This window comes from Novosphingobium sp. BF6, from assembly GCF_058273105.1.
The window spans coordinates 1,271,952-1,289,986 of the sequence record NZ_CM177776.1 but is presented as its reverse complement, the minus strand read 5'-3'; the positions used below and the strand labels follow the sequence as shown (position 1 = coordinate 1,289,986).

Sequence of the window (18,035 nt, the reverse complement as noted above, 5' to 3'; positions counted from 1 at the left end):
TCCTCTATTCAGCGGCGGAAGTAGTCTTCGACGTTGGTGAAGGCGCGCAGGCCCTCGGGAGTGGCACCCCGCACGGGATCGTCCTCGGCGGTTACCGGTCCCCGCCATGCCGTGGCGCGCAGCGGTGTCACGCTCCATTCCGCGCGCGGGTCGAGGACGTGGGGGACATTGGCGATCACCACGATCACGTCCATTTCCGCGCGCAGAACCACGCTGCGACCGGGCGCAAAGGGGCCGACTTCGGGCGTGATCGTGCCGTCGGCCTCGATCCTGGCGCCCTTGAACAGGTTCACGCAAGGATGAACGTCGCGGCGGCCGAGGCCATGCTTGGCAGCGCCGAGCAGGAACCTGTCGCGCCCGCTGGGATAGGTGCCGCTGTTACGACCCTCGCCGTATTTCGCGGCGTTGGTTGCGGGGTTGGAAGTGCCGCAAAACGTGTCGTGCGTGCCCGCATCGTCTGCGAGAATACTGAACAGGACCCGGCCCATGTCGGACAGCAGCAGTTTTCCGGCACCGAGATAAGCGTTCCACTGGATCTTGACCGTATCGGCCACATTGAGCCGCTCGGTCGGCATCTCGGCATTGAAGAGCAGCAGCGAGGCACAGGCATCGCCGTGCAGGTCGATCAGGCGCAGGCGCGATCCGCGCGACAGCCGCCGCGTGGCATAGCCGCCCGCCGCAATGGTTTCCTCCCACACTAGGTCCGCGATATCGACACCGGCAGGAAGGTCGTCCGCCACCGGGGGCAGCACCGGCATGCTCTCGACGACAGTGCCGCCCTGCGCCCGCGCATGGTCGCGCGCGGCAAGCGGATCGGCCAGGGTCTGGGTCATGAATGCGCTCCGATGCTTCGAATGTCTTCACCGCCGGTATCGTAGAGCGGTGGCAGGAGGGATGTCGTGGTAACCAGCTCCAACTGCTGCACCCCGCGTACCCGGCGAATGGCGTCGCAGAGTTCCTTCAGTCTTGCTGCGGGACCCTGCACGAGAAGAACTTCCAGGGACTGGTCATCCTCCAGCACGACATGCTGCGAGGAGATCACTTCCTTCAGGTAACCGGCCTGCGTCTGCGAAAGCTGGTGGCGCACCCGCCCGCGCTCGCTGCGGTAGACCAGGGTAATCGTTCCGGCGAACATCTCCTCCGGATGCATGAGCGAGCCGTGCTCCGTCAGCGCGTGGCGGATCAGTTCGGCGATGAGCTGGGAGCGGGAAGGCAGGCCGCGTTCCGCCACCATCAGGTCGAGCTGTCTGAAGAGATCTGCCGGAAGGCTCATGCTGAGCCGCGCCAGGCCTGTGGATTCTGAGCCCATGTCCACTCTCTTTTCAGTTATTACTATTTACGTCAATCGTAATAATTTCGGTCTGGTCGATTTCCTCTTCGGGACGCTCGCGCATCGGCAGGTCATAGACCACCGTGGCGCCGAAACGGTGCGGCGCGTGGGGATCGTGACGGCGCTTGTCGAGCGCAAGGACGCGGGTTCCGAGCGTGAAAGCCTCGCGGATATCGTGCGTCACCATGACGATGGTCAGCGCCCGTTCGCGCCAGAGGCTGCGGATCAGCTTGTGCATGTCGGCGCGGATGCCGGGGTCGAGCGCGCCAAACGGCTCGTCCAGCAGGAGGATGCGCGGCCGCTTCACCAGCGCCTGCGCGATCGCCAGACGCTGCTGCATGCCGCCAGACATCTGAGCTGGATAGAGATCGAGGCTATGCCCGAGACCCACCGCCGTCAGCATCTCGACCGCCTCTTCCTCGGCGGCGCGGCGGGCGCTGCCGAACAGGCGGCCGAACACAGGCGCCTTCTCGCACTCCATGCCCAGGATCGTGTTGCGCAGCGCGGTGAGATGCGGGAACACCGAATAACGCTGGAACACCACGCCCCGGTCGGGGCCGCATTCGGGCCTGAGAGGCACGCCGTCCATCAGGATCGTGCCCTGGCTCGGCCCCTCCTGTCCCAGGATCAGGCGCAGGAAACTGCTCTTGCCCGCACCCGAAGGGCCGACGATGGAGACGAAGGCGCCTTCCTCGATATCGAGGTTCAGCTTCTCGATGATGATCCGGTCGCCATATTCGACCCAGACATCGCGAAAGCTCAGCAAAGTGCTCAATGGCTTTCTCCATGCGCCCAAGGAAACAGGCGGCGGCTGAGGAAAGTGAGCGCCAGGTCCATCAGGATGGCCAGCAGCGCGATCCAAGCGACATAGGGCAGGATGACGTCCATCGAGAGGTAACGGCGCACCAGAAAGATGCGGTAGCCGAGGCCCACGTCAGAGGCGATCGCTTCGGCGGAGATCAGGAAGACCCAGGCGGGGCCGAGCGCCAGCCGCATCGCGTGAAGCAGGCGCGGCATCGCCTGCGGCAAGGCGACGCGGATCATCACCTGCCAGCTGTTCGCGCCGAGCGTTAGCGCCTTGATGACCTGCTCGCGCGGCAGGGCGGCGACATGCGCGGCAATGTCGCGGATCATGACCGGCGCGATGCCGATCACGATCAGCGCAACCTTGGCGGTCTCGCCGAGGCCGAGGGCAATGAACAGGATCGGCAGCAACGCGATCGGCGGGATGACGGCAATGCCCGTCACAAGCGGTCCCAACGTGGCGCGCACCGGAGGCAGCACGCCCAGCGCCAGCCCCACCGTGAGCGCCATCAGCGTCGAGATGCCGAGGCCGATACCGAGACGCTGGAGGCTGGCTAACGTGTCGGCCCAGAACACCAGTTGCCCGGTCAGCTGGTCCGGCACGAAGAGCAGCGCCGACATGCTTTCGGCCATGGCGCCGGGAAGCGGCAGGATCTTGTCCGCCGGGTTCACCGCATGGCGGTTCGCCGCCATGACGATATAGACCAGCACCAAGAGCAGGATCGGCACCGCGCCGAGGAGCACCCGCCCCCCTCGCCCGACCTGACGATTCACCCAACGCATTGTCATGGCCTCACTTGATAGGTTTCGCGCCCGATCGGACCCGAACTAGAGCTTGCCGTCTGCCGCCATCTTCATGAAGCTGTCGTCGAAGCGCAGCGTCACATGCTGGGCGTCGCCGAGCGTCTTGCCGCCGGGGAAGGCCATGCCCACCGCATCGGCCGACGTCGCGCCCTTGAACAGGCCCTTCGAAAAGCTGAAGTCGCGAACCCGCGTCATCGTCGTCAGCAGCGCAGGCGCATCGGCCGCCGCGACCGCCGCCTTCGGGTCCGAATAGAGATAAGTCGTGCTGAGCTGGCTATCGAACGCCTCGGGCGTGGAGCCCGCCAGCTTCGCCATCGCCGCACGCGCCGCCTTGCCTTCGGCATCCTGACGCACCATCAGTGCGGTCGTTTCGTACCAGATGCCCGCCAGCGCCTTGCCGAGGTTCGGATTGGCTTTGAGCGTCGCTGTATCGACGCAGAGCAGATCGAGGATCTCGCCGGGAATGTCGGCAGAGCTGAACACCAGCTTCGCGCCCGGCTGCGCCTTCATGGCCGTAAGCTGCGGATTCCACGCGACCGCGACCTTGACGTCGGGACTGGCGAAGGCACCGACGATGTCCGCGTCGCCGGTATTGACCGTCTTCACGTCCTTGAGCTGGAGACCGACCGAATTGAGACCGCGCGCCAGCAAATAGTGCGACACCGAAAGCTCGACGAGGTTGACCGACTGCCCCTTGATCGCCTTCAGGTCCGTGGCACCCTTCATCAGGATACCGTCGTTGCCGTTGGAGTAGTCGCCGACGATGATCGCGCTGGTATCCTTACCGCCCGCGGCGGGGATCGTCAGCGCGTCCATGTTGGCCACGGTCACGCCGTCGAGCTTGCCCGCAGTGTACTGGTTGACCGATTCGACGTAGTCGTTGACCTGGACGATGTTGATCTTGAGGCCGTACTTGTCGGCCCACTTCTTCACGATACCGGCCTGCTGGGCATAGGGCCAAGGCATCCAGCCCGCATAGATCGACCATCCGATATTGAATTCGCTGCGCTTGGGCGCTTCGCTCGGCGCCTGGGAGCAGGCGGTGGTGGCGAGCAGCCCGGCCATCAGCGTGGCCCTGGCAATGCTGCGGATCGATGCGATCATGACTCGGTCCCCTTTCGCAGTGCAGCATTGCCGCAATCGAGGACGTTGTCCATCACAAAAATATTACGCTTAGGAGATTCTGTAATACCATACGTACCCAGGCAATCGGGCATGGCACGCGCGGCTATGCCAGCGTTCAGGAGACCTCTTCGCCTGCTGCCTGCGCCTTGCGCGAGCGACGCACAGGACGTTTGACCGCACCTTTATCGTGGAGCGGCGGCAGCAGCGCCGTGGTCGTCACCAGTTCGAGCTGGTGAACCCCGCGGATCGCTCGCAGCGCGTCGCAAAGCTCCTTGAGGCGGGCCGCAGGCCCCTGCACCAGCAGCACTTCCAGCGACTGGTCATCCTCCAGGAAGACATGCTGCGAGGAGATGACTTCCTTGAGATATTCCGCCTGACTCTGCGCCAGCTGCTGGCGCACCCGCCCGCGATCGCCGCGATAGACGAGGGTGATGGTCCCGGCGAGCATCTCCTCGGGCCGGGTCAGCGCTTCATGCTCGGCAAGGGCGTGACGAATCAGTTCGGCAATGAGCTGCGAGCGCGACGGCAAGCCACGCTCCTCCACCATCATGTCGAGCTGGCGAAACAGGTCGGCGGGCAGGCTCATGCTGAGCCGGGCCAGATTGGCGGCATCGCTGCTCACGCGGCAGCCCCTTCGGCCATGATCTCGATCGTCCGGTACATCGGCTCCATGCCTACCGGCGGGCGGGCGATCCGTCCAGAGCGGCGGCACGTCATAAACCGTATCGATGAGGCCCATCTGTTTATTACCATTGCAACGAAACGTATTATCGATACCGTTGGCGACATTGGTGCGGGCAGTTTTGGGGACCTTCCGTGGCGCAAGATTCGACATGCATTCCTACGCCTGCCGCAAAGCCGCCCGAGCGGCCCTTCTATCCAAACGGCAACATCGCGCTGGGATACAACACGCCCGGCGTGCGCCATACCGACAGCGTCGTGCCTCTCCATCGCGGACAACGGGTCGTCCATGACTACGCCTGCGACGGACCTGCGCCCGGAAGTCTGGCGTTTCGATGGACTTACGGCTCAAACGTCGCGGCGAAGAACCGCGATCCGCGCGTGCAGGTGGTGCAGTACAACGAAGATACTTTCGTGCTGCGCCAGAACGTCTGCGTCCACTGGGAAGCACCGTTCACCTACCTGCTGTTCGGCAACGCAGGCGCGCTGCTGATCGACACCGGCGCCACCGCCGATGCCCGGCACTACCCCCTGCGCGAGACCGTCGATGCCATCGTGACACGCTGGTGCAAGGCACGCGGACACACTTCGATACCGCTCACGGTCGCCCTGACCTCGGGCGAGGATATCGCGCAGAACCAGGGCCTCGTGCAGTTCGCCGGGCGGCCCGCAACCACCGTGGTTCCGAAGCCGCTGGCTGTCATGAAGCAGTTCTACGGCCTCGGCGCCAGCTGGCCCTCGGGCACGGGCCGCATCGACCTCGGCGATCGGGTGATCGAGGTGATTCCGACCCCCGGCTCGCACAAGGACGGCGTCAGCTTCTACGATCCTTACTGCGACCTGCTGTTCACCGGCGACCTGCTGTTCCCCGGCAAGATCAACATCGGCAACGACCGCGATTTCCTTGCCTCGCTGGAGCGGCTGCGGGACTTCGCCGCAAGCAAGCCCGTCAAGTGGCTGCTCGGCGGGCATGTCGAGATGATGTTCGTGCCTGGCCGCTACTACCCGCGCTTCGCCACCTACAAGCCTTACGAGCGCGTGCTGGAAATGACGCCGGACCTCATCGACGAGGCGATCGTCCACGCCCGCGCGGTGCAAGGCAAGGACATGATGCTGATCCGCCCGGATTTCGTGCTGTTCAACGGTGTCAGTCCCGACCAGAAGACCAAGGTCTGGCCCGAAGGCGTGCCCAGGATCGACGCGCCCCACCCGTTCTGACCCCTTCGAACATCAGGAACTCCAGATGGATCGCCGCACGTTCCTCGCCCACAATGCCGCCATCGCCGCCGTGCCCCTGACCGGCGCGACGCTTACAGCGGCGACCGATGCCGCCGTGGCCGCCACCCGTCCGGCACCGATCGATTTTCATAGCCATCTTCCCGCGCCGGGAGCCTTCCCGAAACGCTGGATCTGCGGCTCCTCGTCCTGCATGGACAATACCGACCCGCCGGTGCAGGTCCACTGGTACGACCCGCATACGGCGATCCTGCGCCAGAACAAGGCCTACAGTTACGAGGCCCCGTTCGCGCCGCTCTACTTCGGCAACGACCGTGTATTGCTGCTGGACGAAGGCTATGTGCAACTGCGGAGCGACTGCGACTACCGCGCCGCCGTCGACCAGTGCATCGACGAGTGGTGCCGCCGCAACCGGCGCGATCCAGCCAGTCTGGAACTGCTGGTCGCCTTCACTCACCTTCATGCCGATCACTACGCGGCGACCAACCAGTTCGCCGACCGTCCGAACACCCGCTGCATGGGCCTGACCCATGAGGAAATGGTCGGATTCTGGGGCATGACGAACTACCCGGAACAGCGCGTCACCCTGGATCTGGGCGGGCGCGAGATCCTGATCTGGGGGTCACCCGGCCATGTCGTCTCCGAATTCGCCTATTACGATAGCTATACCCAGATTCTCTACACCGGCGACATGTTCTACCGGGGTCGTTGCTACATCAGCTTCTGGCAACCGTGGTTCGACAGCATGAAACGACTGATCGACTTCTGCGACACCCATCCGGTAACGCATGTCATGGGTTGCCATGTGGAGATCAGCAAGGACGGGCAGGACTACGCCTACGGCATGACCTGGCAACCCGACGAGGCTCCGGTGGAAATGACCGTCCAGCAATTGCGCGAAGCCTATGCCCAAGCGCAGAAGATCACCGAGCCCGGCATCTACTTTACCGGCACCGTCTTCCTCTGCAACCAGACGCGCGGGACGACGACGATCGATCGTAATCCCTATCGCTACGATTGACAGATGCACCACGAATCGACGCCTGCTGCGATGAAAAGGGGACACACTTGTCGCCCTCTTTGCAGACCATTTCCGGCGTTCGACTTAAGGGGCCATTGGCGGAATTCCGGCGATCAGAAGCGGTTAACGCCAAAACTGAAACGTCGCAAATTAATACTCTTGACGATAAATGTAATATCCATACCGTGTATCAAGTCGCCTGGCAGAGCGATGAAAATCCGGGAGAGAGAAACTTTAGCAACAGGCCGGCCCACCGGCCTGGAGGGGGTTTTCAATGGAACAACTGCCAATCTCCTATGCGGTTCTCTCGGGCGACAGTTCGCATGGCGGACATTCAGCTCATGATCGCATGAAGCAGGCTCTCTTCAACCTGATCCCCCCTGCCTATCTCGTCGCCATCGCCGCGTTCTGGGGGCTGGCGCCGAAGTCGCTGGTGGAAGCTCCGTGGACGCTGACCGTCGTGACCTCGCTCATCACGCTCAGCGTGCTGGGGCTTGAATGGATCAACGAGCGCCACGCAGGCTGGCGGATGAACCGGCGAGAATTTTTCACCGACCTGTTCTATGTGGTGTTGGGCACGACGGCGATATCCTGGGCCTCGACCACGCTGGCCGAAGATCCGCTGAAAGCGCTCAAGACCTCGCTCGGCATTTCGACCGAATGGGCCATGCAACTGCCGTTTCTCGTGCAGATCGCGATGGTGATCTTCATCATCGAGTTCGGCCAATACTGGATGCATCGCCTGATGCACAATTCCACACCGTTCTGGCTGACGCACGCGCCGCACCATCACATCACCCAGCTCAATGCCGCGAAGGGCTACGTCGGCAATCCGATCGAACTGTTCCTGATCAGCCTTAGCCTGCTGGCACTGTTCGACCTGCCGCTCGCGGCTGTATTCTGCGGGCTGAACGTCCTGGGTTCGATTTCCACCTTCGCCCACGCCAATGTCCGTGCGGATCCACCGAAGTTTTACTCACTGTTCTTCACGACGATCCGCCATCACAGCCTGCACCATTCGATCGATTACGAGAGCACCCGGTGCAACTATGCCAATTCGCTGATCCTTCTGGACCGCCTGTTCAGCACCTATCGCGAGGGCGAGGCCAGTGTGGTCGGTCAGGATGACCTCAAGCGGCTGTCGATCCGCGAACAGTTCGCCTTTCCGTTCAAGCCGCTGATCGAACGCATCAAATCCCCGATCGCCTGACAGGCAAAGTCGGACACAAGAGGCGTACCGGCGCGACATCCGCGAAGATGGCCGGTCGTCATAAGAAAAAGCGTCTCCCGAAAGTCCGGCGCAGGCAGGCCGGGTGCGGGAGCCTCAAACCAAGGACAGGGAAGCAACATGACAGATCGCGCGAAATTGAGGGCAGTTCTGCTGTCCGCGACGATATTCACCGGCACTCTCGGCGCCATGCCCGCTCTGGCCCAGGACGCTTCGGCCGTTGCCGCGGATTCGGGCGACGCCATCGTCGTCACCGGCACCCGCCGTGCCACCACGATCATGGACACGCCGATCAACATCTCCGCGATCGGCGCCGAGGAACTCAACCGCCAGCGCATCGACGACGTGCGCGATCTGGCCGACTTCACTCCCGGCATGACGATCTCGGACACGGGCCCGGGTTCGACCGGCTCTATCGTGCTGCGCGGTCTCAACGCTTCGGACGTCAGCTCCAACGGCGCGAACTACGATGACTCACTCGGCATCTACCTTGGCGAAGTGCCACTCTACTACGACTTCAAACTGCTCGACATCGCCCGCGTGGAAACGCTGCTCGGGCCGCAGGGCACGCTCTACGGCCTCGGCACGCTGGCGGGCGCGATCCGCTATATCCCCAACCGCCCCAACACCGACGCCTGGGAAGCCGAAGGCCACGGTCGCCTCTACGCCAAGGGCCACTCGGACAACTTCGGATACCAGGCCGACGGGATGATCAACATTCCGCTGGTGCGCGACCATGTCGCGTTCCGGTCGGCCACCGGCTATTATTACGACCCCGGCTTCATCGATTCCCCGCTGCTGCTCAAGACGCCTGGCGTGTCGCTGCCGCAGCCGGGCGGCACCGACGGTGTCACCCGCGAGGAATTCGCCGCCAACCTGCGCCGCCGAGAGGACCTCAACTTTGAGCGTACTTTCACCACGCGCAACCAGTTGCTGCTCCAGACCACCGAAGACCTCAAGGCGATCTTCACATACGCCTTCCAGCGCACCAGGACAGACGGCGCCCAGTCCAACAGTGCGGGCGTGATGGGCACGGGCAAGTACCAGAACGCCAGCCGCTACGAGGAGCCGGTGAACCGCCGCGCCCACCTCGCCAGCATGGAGATCGACGCGAACATCGCCGATATCGTCGATCTGGTCTCGACCACGGCCTATACGAACGTCCGCACCCGCTCGCAGACCGACAACACCGACCTGCTGCTCGATCTCGACTACGACTACGAGCTTTTCCCGGCCTTTTCGAGCTGGAACGAAAGCGATGGGCGCCGCAAGCAGTTCAACCAGGAAATTCGACTGGTCTCGCGCCATGGCGGCCCGTTCAACTGGGTTCTCGGCGGCTTCTACAACCGTCAGAAATACCACAACGACTATGCAGAGCACGTCCCCGGTCTCTCGGACTTCTACGGTGTGACCGGCAATCCCGACGATCTCGAATATGTCAGCTACACCAAGTCGAAAGTCACTGAAAAGGCGATCTTCGGCGAAGGCACGCTGAAGATCACCCCGTCATGGCAGGTGACCGGCGGTGCGCGCTATTTCAAGTACACCTCCAATGTGCAGGGCGCGCTTGTTCTGCCGCTGCTCGGCGATCCGCTCAGCCCCTATGCCGTCGATCCGGCGGGCGGCAAGGCCAAGAAGGACGGCTGGGTGTGGAAGCTCAACACGTCCTACAACTTCACCCCGGACCTCATGGTCTACGCGACCTACAGCAAAGGCTACCGCATCGGCGGTCCGAACCGCGTCGCCCCCTGCCCCGATCCGGTACCTGCCAACCAGCAGAACGCCTGCGCCCTGCCGAACGAAGTCCAGTTCGGCCCCGACAAGACGAAGAACGCCGAAATCGGCGTGCGCATGCAGCTGTTCGACCGCAAGCTGGCCTTCAACTTCGACGTCTTCCATATCAAGTGGGACGGCATCCAGGTGGACTCGGCCACATATTACGGCGTGACCGGAATCACCGTGAACGGCGGTTCGGCCAAGTCGCAGGGCTTCGAAACCTCGTTCCAGTTCAGGCCGGTGCCGGAGCTCTCGATTCAGGGCACCTACTCTTACACCGATGCCAAGCTAACCGAGGACGTTCCGGGCATCATCACCATTCGCACCACGCCGAACGACTATGACGGACGGCCGAAGTTCACCCAGCTCGACGCACTCGACGGCGACCGCCTGCCGGGTTCGGCCAAGAACTCGGGCAGCCTCGGTGCGACTTACACCGTGCCGATGGGCGAAGGCAGCGTGAGCGCCAATTGGACGGCGACCTACCGCGGCAACGTGGTTTCCCGGATCGGTTGGGATCGCGGCTATGGCGACAAGATCCCCAGCTACGTCCTCCACCGTGCCAGCCTGACTTACGAGACCGACAAGTACTCCGTCAGCCTCTTCGCGAACAACATCTTCGACAAGTACGCCGTCGTCTCGGTGGGTCAGGATCGCTCGCGCATCGGCGTAAACGACGGGGTTGCGGTACGCTACTACCGCCAGGCCCTGATCTCGCCGCGCACGGTCGGCGTCGAGGCCCGCATCAAGTATTGATCGGACCTGCCGAAGAGACGCCGCCGCCCTTTTGGGGCGGCGGCGTCCTACTATCCGGTCGCTATTCCCTGCTCTTCCAGCCAGGCACGGGCGGGGGCCAGTGCGTCTGCATAGGACCGCCACTTGCCGATGCCGTCACGGTTGATCGGCCGCCGCACTTGCGCCGCGCTCGGCGTCGCCACTGCCGCCCGGTTTTCGTGGAACGACAGGCAGCTTTCGTCCCAGTCCAATCCGCAATGGGCCAGCAGCCTGCGCGTCTCGCCTTCCTGGTCGGCCACCAGGCTCTCATAGGACAGTTGCAGGACCGCGCCGGGCCACAGCCGCTCCCACAGCCCCATGAGCCGGTCGAACCGCGCATAGTAGCGCGCCGTATCCATGAGATCGTAGGAATAGGCGTAGTAGGCCGACTGGCTGGCGAACAGGTTCTTGTAATTGCTCCAGAGCGTATCCAGCGCGCCCCGCCGCAGGCAAACCACCCGCGCATCCGGCAGGGCCCGCAGGATATGGCCGATATAGAGGAAGTTCGCCGGCAGCTTGTCCGTGAAACGGGGCCTGCCCTGCCCGCGATGAACTCTGGCCCGCGCCAGATAGGCCTCGCCCAGCGCGGCCGGATCGATGGCGCCGCTCGCCGCGACGGTATCGGCATCGAGCACGCGGCGCGACGCGGTGCCCGCCTGCTTCTTCAATGCCAGCGGCATCGCCTGCAACTCGCCCGCCGCCTCCACGTCCGGGTGTGAGGACAGAATGCGATCCACCAGCGTCGTGCCCGTGCGCGGCATCCCGACGACGAAGATCGGCGCTTCCCCGCGCGGCCCCTCGCCTTGCGCCAGCGATGCGGCACCACCGGAAAACAGCGCTTCGATCGCATCGAATATCGCTTCATCCTGCCCGAAGTCGTAGCCGATCGCCTGTTTCTGCGCACAGTTGGCAACGGTGAGATGGCGCAGGGAGGCCGCCGTTTCGCCAAGGTCTTCCAGTTCCTTGGCCAAGGCATAGCGGATACGCAAGTCGTCAGCAGGAACGGAGGCCTGCGCCAGGGCCGTCTCCAGCCGCGCCACGTGATTGTCCTCGGCGGTCTGCCGCGAGAGGATCGCCAGCGCATAGTGCACGCGCGCGTTGCCGGGGTCGTGCGCGAGGATCATCTCGTAGTGATGCCGGGCCTGATCGACCCTGCCGGTGAACCCGCTCGCCGCAGCCAGATTGTAACGATATTCGGCATTCTGCGGATCGCGCTCGACCGCGGCGGCGAACGGCACCAGCGAGCCTTCGTGATCGCCCAGCCGGGCCAGAACACAACCGATCGTATCAAAAGTCAGCGGATCCCCCGGCCCGGCCGCCATCGCCCTGGAAGCAACGGACGCAGCCTGATCCTCACGTCGGACCTGAACGAGCAACTTCGCCAATTGCGCCAGATACTCGGCGCTAGCGTCCCGCTCGACGGCCGCTTCGATCAAGGGAAGTGCCTTCGCGACATGGCCGCCCTCGGTAAGGACCATCCCAAGCAAGAAATAGCCCTCCGGACGATCCGGAGCGGCATCTATCAGCCTTTTCGCGATTTGAACCGCTTGCGGAATATCTCCGCGCGCTATTGCTCCGCGAATTTCCTGTTCAGACATCGCGCAGGCACGAACAGGAAAGCGGAACTTTTCGTTTCATCAGCCTGAATCCACTCTGAGCATAGCCTTCACCGGCTCACTGTCAGCCTGGCGCGAAAATCCGCCAGCCTCAAGGTCGATAATTCCTCTCGCCCTTCAACTTTTTGCCGCTCAGCATCGGTTACCCATTGAAGCGGTCGCTGGAGCATGCGTCTGCGTTCAAAAAGCAGATTTTGCAGCGCGCTGGCCGTCACGACCGCTTATGAGCAGTATCAGGGCGAGATTGTGGATCTGACCCGATTGCGTCCTTCCTGCTTGGCTGCGTAGAGCAACTTGTCGACCGCATCGCAGAAGTGGAGCGCATCGCCCTCAAAAGGCGGAATGACCGTTCCGACGCCGACACTCGCGGTCACGAACGCACTGCAACTGGATCGTTCGTGTCGGATATGCAGGCTTTCGATTACCGCGCGGCAACGCTCCGCCAGAGCCGCCGCCGCAGCTTCGCTGGTTTCCGGGAGCAGGAGGACGAACTCCTCGCCGCCATAGCGAGCGACGATATCACGAGGGCGGATCCCGATCTCTTTCAGCGCGCTGGCTATCCTGACCAGACATTCATCGCCCTGAATGTGGCCATAGAAGTCATTGTAGTCCTTGAAATGGTCGATATCGAGCAGGATCAGTGAAAGAGGGTGCTGACCGGTCTGAGCGCCTTTCCACTCCGCCTGAAGCCGTTCGTCATAATGGCGCCGGTTGGATGTCCCCGTCAGGCCATCCTCGAACGAGAGAGCCTCGAGCTTCTTCTGCATCTTCATCAGTTCGTGCTCGATGCGTTTCCGCTCGCTGATATCGAACATGAAGCCGACCAGGCTATCGACCTCTCCATCCTCGCCTCGCACGACATGCACTACGTCGCGGATCCAGACATAACCGTCATCCTTGGTCAACGCCCGGTAATCCGCTTCGTGATCCTTGCCTGCGACAGACTGCGAGACGCAAAAATTGACGACATGATCGCGATCGTCGGGATGGATGCGCGAGGCCCAGTCGTCCACGGACAGCCAACTGTCCTGAGCCCAGCCAAGGAGCGGTTCGATCTGCGGGCCGATATACGCGAACCGCATCGTTGCCCAGTCGATCTTCCATGGAATGGCCAATGTCGATTCCAGCAGGGTCTTGTAGACGGCCGGATCGACTTCCATCCCCGGCATGGCAGCGGTCATCGGGTCTTTGGCAGCCATGGTTGGGTTCATCGAGGATCCAATCGGTTCAGGGGCACTGGCGCGGGATAGCGTCACACCAGGTTATCTTCCAGCGGGCAGATTTCTATAAGGTTAAGCGCCTTGCGGATGCGGGCCTCGTCAAAAACCTGCAATGCCCACCAAGGCGGTCTGTCACGAGACAGTAACATTCAATGCCGATAGGCCCGCAATGTCCCAGATCTTCCAGCACGCCCCCCTCCTCACCTATTCACGCCGTGGCGCGATCGCAGGCGCGCTTGCCGCGGGATCGCTGTTTTCGATCGGCGTCCACGCCGCTGCCGGTTTGCCCCGGGGCCTGTTCTCGCTCGGCGTCGCTTCGGGCGATCCCGAGCCCGACGGCGTCATTCTCTGGACCCGGCTCGCACCGCAGCCGATGGAGCCTGATGGCGGTATGCCCGCCGTGCCGGTTCCGGTGCGCTGGGAAGTCGCGGAGGATGAGGCATTCTCCCACATCGCAAGGTCCGGCCTGGTACGGGCCGAGCCGCACTGGGGCCATTCGGTCCACGTCGACGCGCGCGGACTGCGCCCGGGCCGCACCTACTTCTACCGCTTCATCGCCGGAAGCGAAGCGAGCCCGGTCGGCCGCACGCGAACCGCACCGGCACGCGGCGCGGCGGTCGATCGCCTGCGGCTGTGCTTCGCCTCCTGCCAGAAGTACGAAGCTGGCTTCTATGCCGCCTGGCGCCATGTCGTGGAGGAAGACCCGGACCTGATCCTCTTCCTCGGCGACTACATCTACGAAGGCGCGCCGAACAAGAAGAACGCGGTGCGCCTGCATCGCAATCCCGAACCCATGGACCTTGCGGGCTACCGGGTGCGCTATGCGACCTACAAGCTCGATCCGTTGCTACAGGCCGCCCACCATGCCGCGCCCTGGGCCTTGACCTGGGACGACCACGAAGTCGCCAACGACTATGCCGGCGCGCTGGACGAGGGGAACGGCGATCCGGTCGCCTTCCTGCGCCGCCGTGCCGCCGCCTATCAGGCCTATTACGAGCACCAGCCGCTCCGCGCCCGCCCGCCGCGCGGCCCGGACATGCGGCTCTATCGCACGCTAGACTGGGGCAGCCTGGCGCAATTGCAGATTGTCGACGACCGCCAGTATCGCGGCCCCCATGCCTGCCAGCCACCGGGTCTTGTGGAAGCGCACAAGCCCTACCTCAGCAAGATCAACGACTGCGCCGACCTCTACGATCCGAGCCGCACGATGCTGGGCGCTGCGCAGGAGCAGTGGCTGGACGAACGCCTCGGCAAGACGACGGCCCAGTGGAATCTGCTCACCCAGCAGACCCTGATGCGCCAGACGGTCCAGCATTATCAGGACGGCAAGGCGGAATATTCCGCCGACAACTGGTCCGGCTACCCGGCCGCGCGCGACAGGATTTTCCGCCGCTGGGCCGAGGCCGGAACCAGTAACCCGCTGGCTCTGGGCGGAGACATCCATGCCTTTGCGGCCGCCGATATCCGGAATCCGGACCGTCCCGACGATGCCCCGATCGCCGCGGAATTCGTCGGCGGCTCGATCACGTCGCTGCGGCCCGATCCGGACTTCAAGCCCCTGGCCGCCACCAATGGGCTGGCTTTCGCCGAGAACGAAATACGCGGCTACGGCCGGCTCGATATCGATGCGAAAGGCGGCAGCGTCACGTATCGCGGCCTGACCGATGCCCGGCGCGAGGATTCCGCGATTTCCGATATCGCGCGCTTCTCGCTGGAAGCCGGAAAGCCCGGTCTTCACGTCGAAACGGTCTGATCCGGCAAAAACATCGATTGTAACAATAGAGACATGTAAGCCGAATATCGGGCGCTTCACGCAAGTACGTCCGGCTTAAGATAATAATTTTATTGGCCGATTCTACCCTCTCGGTGTGCCCGTGGAGGGGGCGTGGTTGCGCGTCCACTCCACAGGGGGAATATTCGAATGCCCGTTTCCATCGCTCGCCGCCAGATTGGCACGTTCATGTTGCTTTCCGCGAGCCTGCTGTCGATCGCTGCTACCTCCGCCGCTACTTGCGCCCATGCCGAAGAGGCTGCTGATGAGGCGGCGATCGGTACCGAGAGCGCAGCCGACATTACCGTCGTTGCCCGCAAGCGTTCGGAAAACGCGCAGACCGTGCCGATCCCCATCACGGTCATCTCCGCCGAGGAACTGAAGCGTCAGAACCTCACGAACTTCACCAACTTCCAGAACAAGTTCCCAGCCTTCTCGGTCTATCTGACCAACCCGAAGCAGCTCAATCTCGGCATTCGCGGCATCGGTAACAACGGCTTCAACACCGACGGTATCGACGGCTCGGTCGGCGTCTTCGTCGACGGTGTATATACAGGCCGCCAGGGCATGGTCTCGAACGACTTCAACGACATTGCCGACGTGGAACTGCTGCGCGGCCCGCAAGGCACGCTGTTCGGCAAGAACACCACGGCCGGCGCCGTGCTCATCAACACCCTGAAGCCCGCATTCGAACTGGGCGGCACCGGCGAAGTCAGCTTCGGCAACTTCGGCCTGCGCGAGGTCAAGGCCAGCATTACCGGCCCGCTGATCGCCGACAAGCTCGCGTTCCGCGTCTCAGCCTTCGACAGCGACCGCGACGGCACCTACAAGAACGTCTACAACGGCAGCCGCCAGAATGCGCGGCAGGGCTCGGGCATTCGCGGCCAGTTGTTGGCGACGCCGACCGAAAACCTCTCGATCCGCCTGATCGGCATGCATGGCGAGCAGGACTTCAACACGATGTCGCCGGTGATCCTGTCGGTCTACAATCCGGCTGCACTCAAGGCCCGCATGGCGGCGGCCGGCTACACCCTGCTGACCAGCAATGCCAAGGACCGCACCATCAACATCGACGGCGCCCTCAACGCCCAGACCAAGGCCAATTCGGCCAGCGGCGAAGTCAACTGGGACGTCGACGGGATCGGCACCTTCACCTCTATCACGGCGTGGCAGAAGTGGTCCTGCTTCACCAACAACGACAACGACTATACCCAGCTCGACGCCATCACCGACTACGGCTCGTGCAACAAGGAACGTCAGTTCAGCCAGGAACTGCGCTGGTCCACGCCTGCCGACCAGCCGGTAGAGGCAACTCTCGGCGGCTTCCTCAGCCGCCAGCGCCTGCAAGTCGATTCCCGCATCGAATTCGGTCCCCAGTATCATATCTGGGCCGCCAACCCGAGCGCGACGGCCTTCCCGACCACCGGCGGCAGGACCTGGGCGCAGGGCGCCTACGCGGCGCGGCTCGACGGCTTCGGCATCGCCAGCCAGGCCGTGTTCCACACCGATACCGATGCCCTGTTCGGCAACGTCACCTGGCACCCGGACGCCGCGCGCAATCTCTCTATCGACGTGGGTCTGCGCCAGACCTGGGAGCGCCGCTCGCAGCTCTATGACGGTCAGGTCGTGTCCAACCCCGGCAATCTCAACGCTGCGCAGATCAAGGCAATGTCGGCTGCCGGTGCCAATGCCCAGCTTGGCCATGTCGACACCAGCCTGAAGGACAGCGCGCTCTCGGGCGAAGCGGGCATCAACTACAAGGTCACTCCCAGCATCTTCATCTACGGCAAGTATGCGCGCGGCAACAAGTCGGCGGGCTTCAACCTGCTGCCGATGGTCGATGCCCAGGCGATTGCCGTCGGTGCCGGGCAGACCGTGAAGGGCGAAACCGCCGACAACTTCGAAGCGGGAATCAAGGGCACGTTCTTCGACGACAAGGTCCTGCTGAACCTCACTGCCTTCCACACCAAGGTGAAGGACTACCAGGCCAACCAGGCCGTGGGCGTGGGCAATACCGCGCTCAAGTTCCTGTCCAACGTCGGCTCTGTCACGTCGAAGGGCATCGAGGCGGAAATGCAGACCTGGCTGCTGCAAGGCCTGCATACCAAGGGCTTCGTCGCCTACAACAAGGCGACCTATTCCTCGTTCCACAACTCGGTCTGCCCGGCGCAGTCGACCGCCCTTACTTGCGATCTCACCGGCCGCCAGGTCGCCTGGGCGCCGAAGTGGACGGCGGACTTCACCGTCGACTACACCGTGGCGATCAACGAAACCACGCAAGTCTACGGCTTGTTCGACGTGAACTGGCGCTCGAAGCAGAACACCACGATCACCCTCGATCCCTCGGCCGAAATCGGCGGCTATGCCCTCGCCAGCGCGCGGGTCGGCACCCTGCTCGACAATGGCCGTCTCGACGTGCAGTTCTGGGCCGAGAACCTGTTCAACAAGGCCTATTTCATCAACCTGCTGGGCTATACCAAGTCCACCGGCATCATTCAGGGCTACCCGGGCAATCCCCGGACTTACGGCCTGACTGTTCGCGTGAAAATGTAAGTTGGGAGCGAGGCAGGAGGCATGTCCACCTGCCTCGCTCAATCCGTAGCGCTCAGACTTGTCATTCGAGTAGCGCTTGGAACTATGGACTTGCGA

Annotated in this window: 14 protein-coding genes; 6 read left to right on the top strand and 8 right to left on the bottom strand. The window is 63.2% G+C overall.

Going from position 1 to position 18,035, the window contains the following annotated elements:
- Positions 1-8 precede the first annotated feature (8 nt).
- The 6 genes from AC4D6D_RS20970 to AC4D6D_RS20945 form a co-directional block, all read right to left on the bottom strand.
- On the bottom strand, positions 9-833 hold the full coding sequence (locus AC4D6D_RS20970) for an urea amidolyase associated protein UAAP1 (protein ID WP_491327461.1): 825 nt from the start codon (positions 831-833) through the stop codon (positions 9-11).
- The gene (locus AC4D6D_RS20965; RefSeq protein ID WP_491327460.1) at positions 830-1,309 is read right to left on the bottom strand and encodes a CopG family ribbon-helix-helix protein; all 480 of its coding nucleotides are present in this window, start codon (positions 1,307-1,309) and stop codon (positions 830-832) included. Before AC4D6D_RS20965 ends, AC4D6D_RS20970 begins: the two co-directional genes overlap by 4 nt.
- Positions 1,310-1,322: 13 nt before the next feature.
- Positions 1,323-2,105 carry an ATP-binding cassette domain-containing protein gene (locus tag AC4D6D_RS20960; protein ID WP_491327459.1) on the bottom strand — a complete coding sequence of 261 codons (783 nt, stop codon included), beginning with the start codon at positions 2,103-2,105 and terminating at the stop codon, positions 1,323-1,325.
- Positions 2,102-2,917 (bottom strand): ABC transporter permease, encoded by an 816-nt coding sequence (locus AC4D6D_RS20955; RefSeq protein ID WP_491328787.1) that lies wholly within the window; start codon positions 2,915-2,917, stop codon positions 2,102-2,104. Before AC4D6D_RS20955 ends, AC4D6D_RS20960 begins: the two co-directional genes overlap by 4 nt.
- A gap of 45 nt (positions 2,918-2,962) precedes the next feature.
- Entirely contained in the window at positions 2,963-4,042 is a 1,080-nt protein-coding gene (locus AC4D6D_RS20950; protein WP_491327458.1) for a putative urea ABC transporter substrate-binding protein, read from the bottom strand.
- Between the two features lie 136 nt (positions 4,043-4,178).
- Positions 4,179-4,649 (bottom strand): CopG family ribbon-helix-helix protein, encoded by a 471-nt coding sequence (locus AC4D6D_RS20945; RefSeq protein ID WP_491328786.1) that lies wholly within the window; start codon positions 4,647-4,649, stop codon positions 4,179-4,181.
- A gap of 230 nt (positions 4,650-4,879) precedes the next feature.
- On the opposite strand from AC4D6D_RS20945, the gene AC4D6D_RS20940 reads away from it, so the two are divergent.
- The 4 genes from AC4D6D_RS20940 (at position 4,880) to AC4D6D_RS20925 (ending at position 10,761) form a co-directional block, all read left to right on the top strand.
- Positions 4,880-5,962, top strand: coding sequence for an MBL fold metallo-hydrolase (locus AC4D6D_RS20940; protein ID WP_491327457.1), 1,083 nt, complete (start codon positions 4,880-4,882; stop codon positions 5,960-5,962).
- A 25-nt stretch (positions 5,963-5,987) separates the two neighbouring features.
- Entirely contained in the window at positions 5,988-7,001 is a 1,014-nt protein-coding gene (locus AC4D6D_RS20935) for an MBL fold metallo-hydrolase (protein WP_491327456.1), read from the top strand.
- A gap of 349 nt (positions 7,002-7,350) precedes the next feature.
- A complete protein-coding gene (locus tag AC4D6D_RS20930; protein WP_491327455.1) occupies positions 7,351-8,211 on the top strand; it encodes a sterol desaturase family protein in 861 nt (286 codons plus the stop codon).
- Between the two features lie 138 nt (positions 8,212-8,349).
- The gene (locus AC4D6D_RS20925; protein ID WP_491327454.1) at positions 8,350-10,761 is read left to right on the top strand and encodes a TonB-dependent receptor; all 2,412 of its coding nucleotides are present in this window, start codon (positions 8,350-8,352) and stop codon (positions 10,759-10,761) included.
- Between the two features lie 50 nt (positions 10,762-10,811).
- On the opposite strand, the gene AC4D6D_RS20920 is transcribed toward AC4D6D_RS20925, so the two are convergent.
- Positions 10,812-12,377 carry a tetratricopeptide repeat-containing sulfotransferase family protein gene (locus tag AC4D6D_RS20920; RefSeq protein WP_491327453.1) on the bottom strand — a complete coding sequence of 522 codons (1,566 nt, stop codon included), beginning with the start codon at positions 12,375-12,377 and terminating at the stop codon, positions 10,812-10,814.
- A 251-nt stretch (positions 12,378-12,628) separates the two neighbouring features.
- Positions 12,629-13,594: a GGDEF domain-containing protein gene (locus tag AC4D6D_RS20915; protein ID WP_491327452.1), complete on the bottom strand. Its 966-nt coding sequence runs from the start codon at positions 13,592-13,594 to the stop codon at positions 12,629-12,631.
- 190 nt (positions 13,595-13,784) lie between these two features.
- Here AC4D6D_RS20915 and AC4D6D_RS20910 point away from each other — a divergent pair, with 190 nt between their 5' ends.
- Positions 13,785-15,368, top strand: a complete 1,584-nt coding sequence (locus tag AC4D6D_RS20910; protein WP_491327451.1) for an alkaline phosphatase D family protein — start codon at positions 13,785-13,787, stop codon at positions 15,366-15,368.
- A gap of 168 nt (positions 15,369-15,536) precedes the next feature.
- Positions 15,537-17,939 (top strand): TonB-dependent receptor, encoded by a 2,403-nt coding sequence (locus AC4D6D_RS20905; protein ID WP_491327450.1) that lies wholly within the window; start codon positions 15,537-15,539, stop codon positions 17,937-17,939.
- Positions 17,940-18,035: the final 96 nt, after the last annotated feature.

Coding starts and splice junctions, on each gene's coding strand:
- AC4D6D_RS20970 (WP_491327461.1), bottom strand. CDS start 833: ATGACCCAGACCCTGGCCGATCCGCTTGCCGCGCGCGACCATGCGCGG.
- AC4D6D_RS20965 (WP_491327460.1), bottom strand. CDS start 1,309: ATGGGCTCAGAATCCACAGGCCTGGCGCGGCTCAGCATGAGCCTTCCG.
- AC4D6D_RS20955 (WP_491328787.1), bottom strand. CDS start 2,917: ATGCGTTGGGTGAATCGTCAGGTCGGGCGAGGGGGGCGGGTGCTCCTC.
- AC4D6D_RS20950 (WP_491327458.1), bottom strand. CDS start 4,042: ATGATCGCATCGATCCGCAGCATTGCCAGGGCCACGCTGATGGCCGGG.
- AC4D6D_RS20945 (WP_491328786.1), bottom strand. CDS start 4,649: ATGAGCCTGCCCGCCGACCTGTTTCGCCAGCTCGACATGATGGTGGAG.
- AC4D6D_RS20935 (WP_491327456.1), top strand. CDS start 5,988: ATGGATCGCCGCACGTTCCTCGCCCACAATGCCGCCATCGCCGCCGTG.
- AC4D6D_RS20930 (WP_491327455.1), top strand. CDS start 7,351: ATGAAGCAGGCTCTCTTCAACCTGATCCCCCCTGCCTATCTCGTCGCC.
- AC4D6D_RS20925 (WP_491327454.1), top strand. CDS start 8,350: ATGACAGATCGCGCGAAATTGAGGGCAGTTCTGCTGTCCGCGACGATA.
- AC4D6D_RS20920 (WP_491327453.1), bottom strand. CDS start 12,377: ATGTCTGAACAGGAAATTCGCGGAGCAATAGCGCGCGGAGATATTCCG.
- AC4D6D_RS20915 (WP_491327452.1), bottom strand. CDS start 13,594: ATGGCTGCCAAAGACCCGATGACCGCTGCCATGCCGGGGATGGAAGTC.
- AC4D6D_RS20910 (WP_491327451.1), top strand. CDS start 13,785: ATGTCCCAGATCTTCCAGCACGCCCCCCTCCTCACCTATTCACGCCGT.
- AC4D6D_RS20905 (WP_491327450.1), top strand. CDS start 15,537: ATGCCCGTTTCCATCGCTCGCCGCCAGATTGGCACGTTCATGTTGCTT.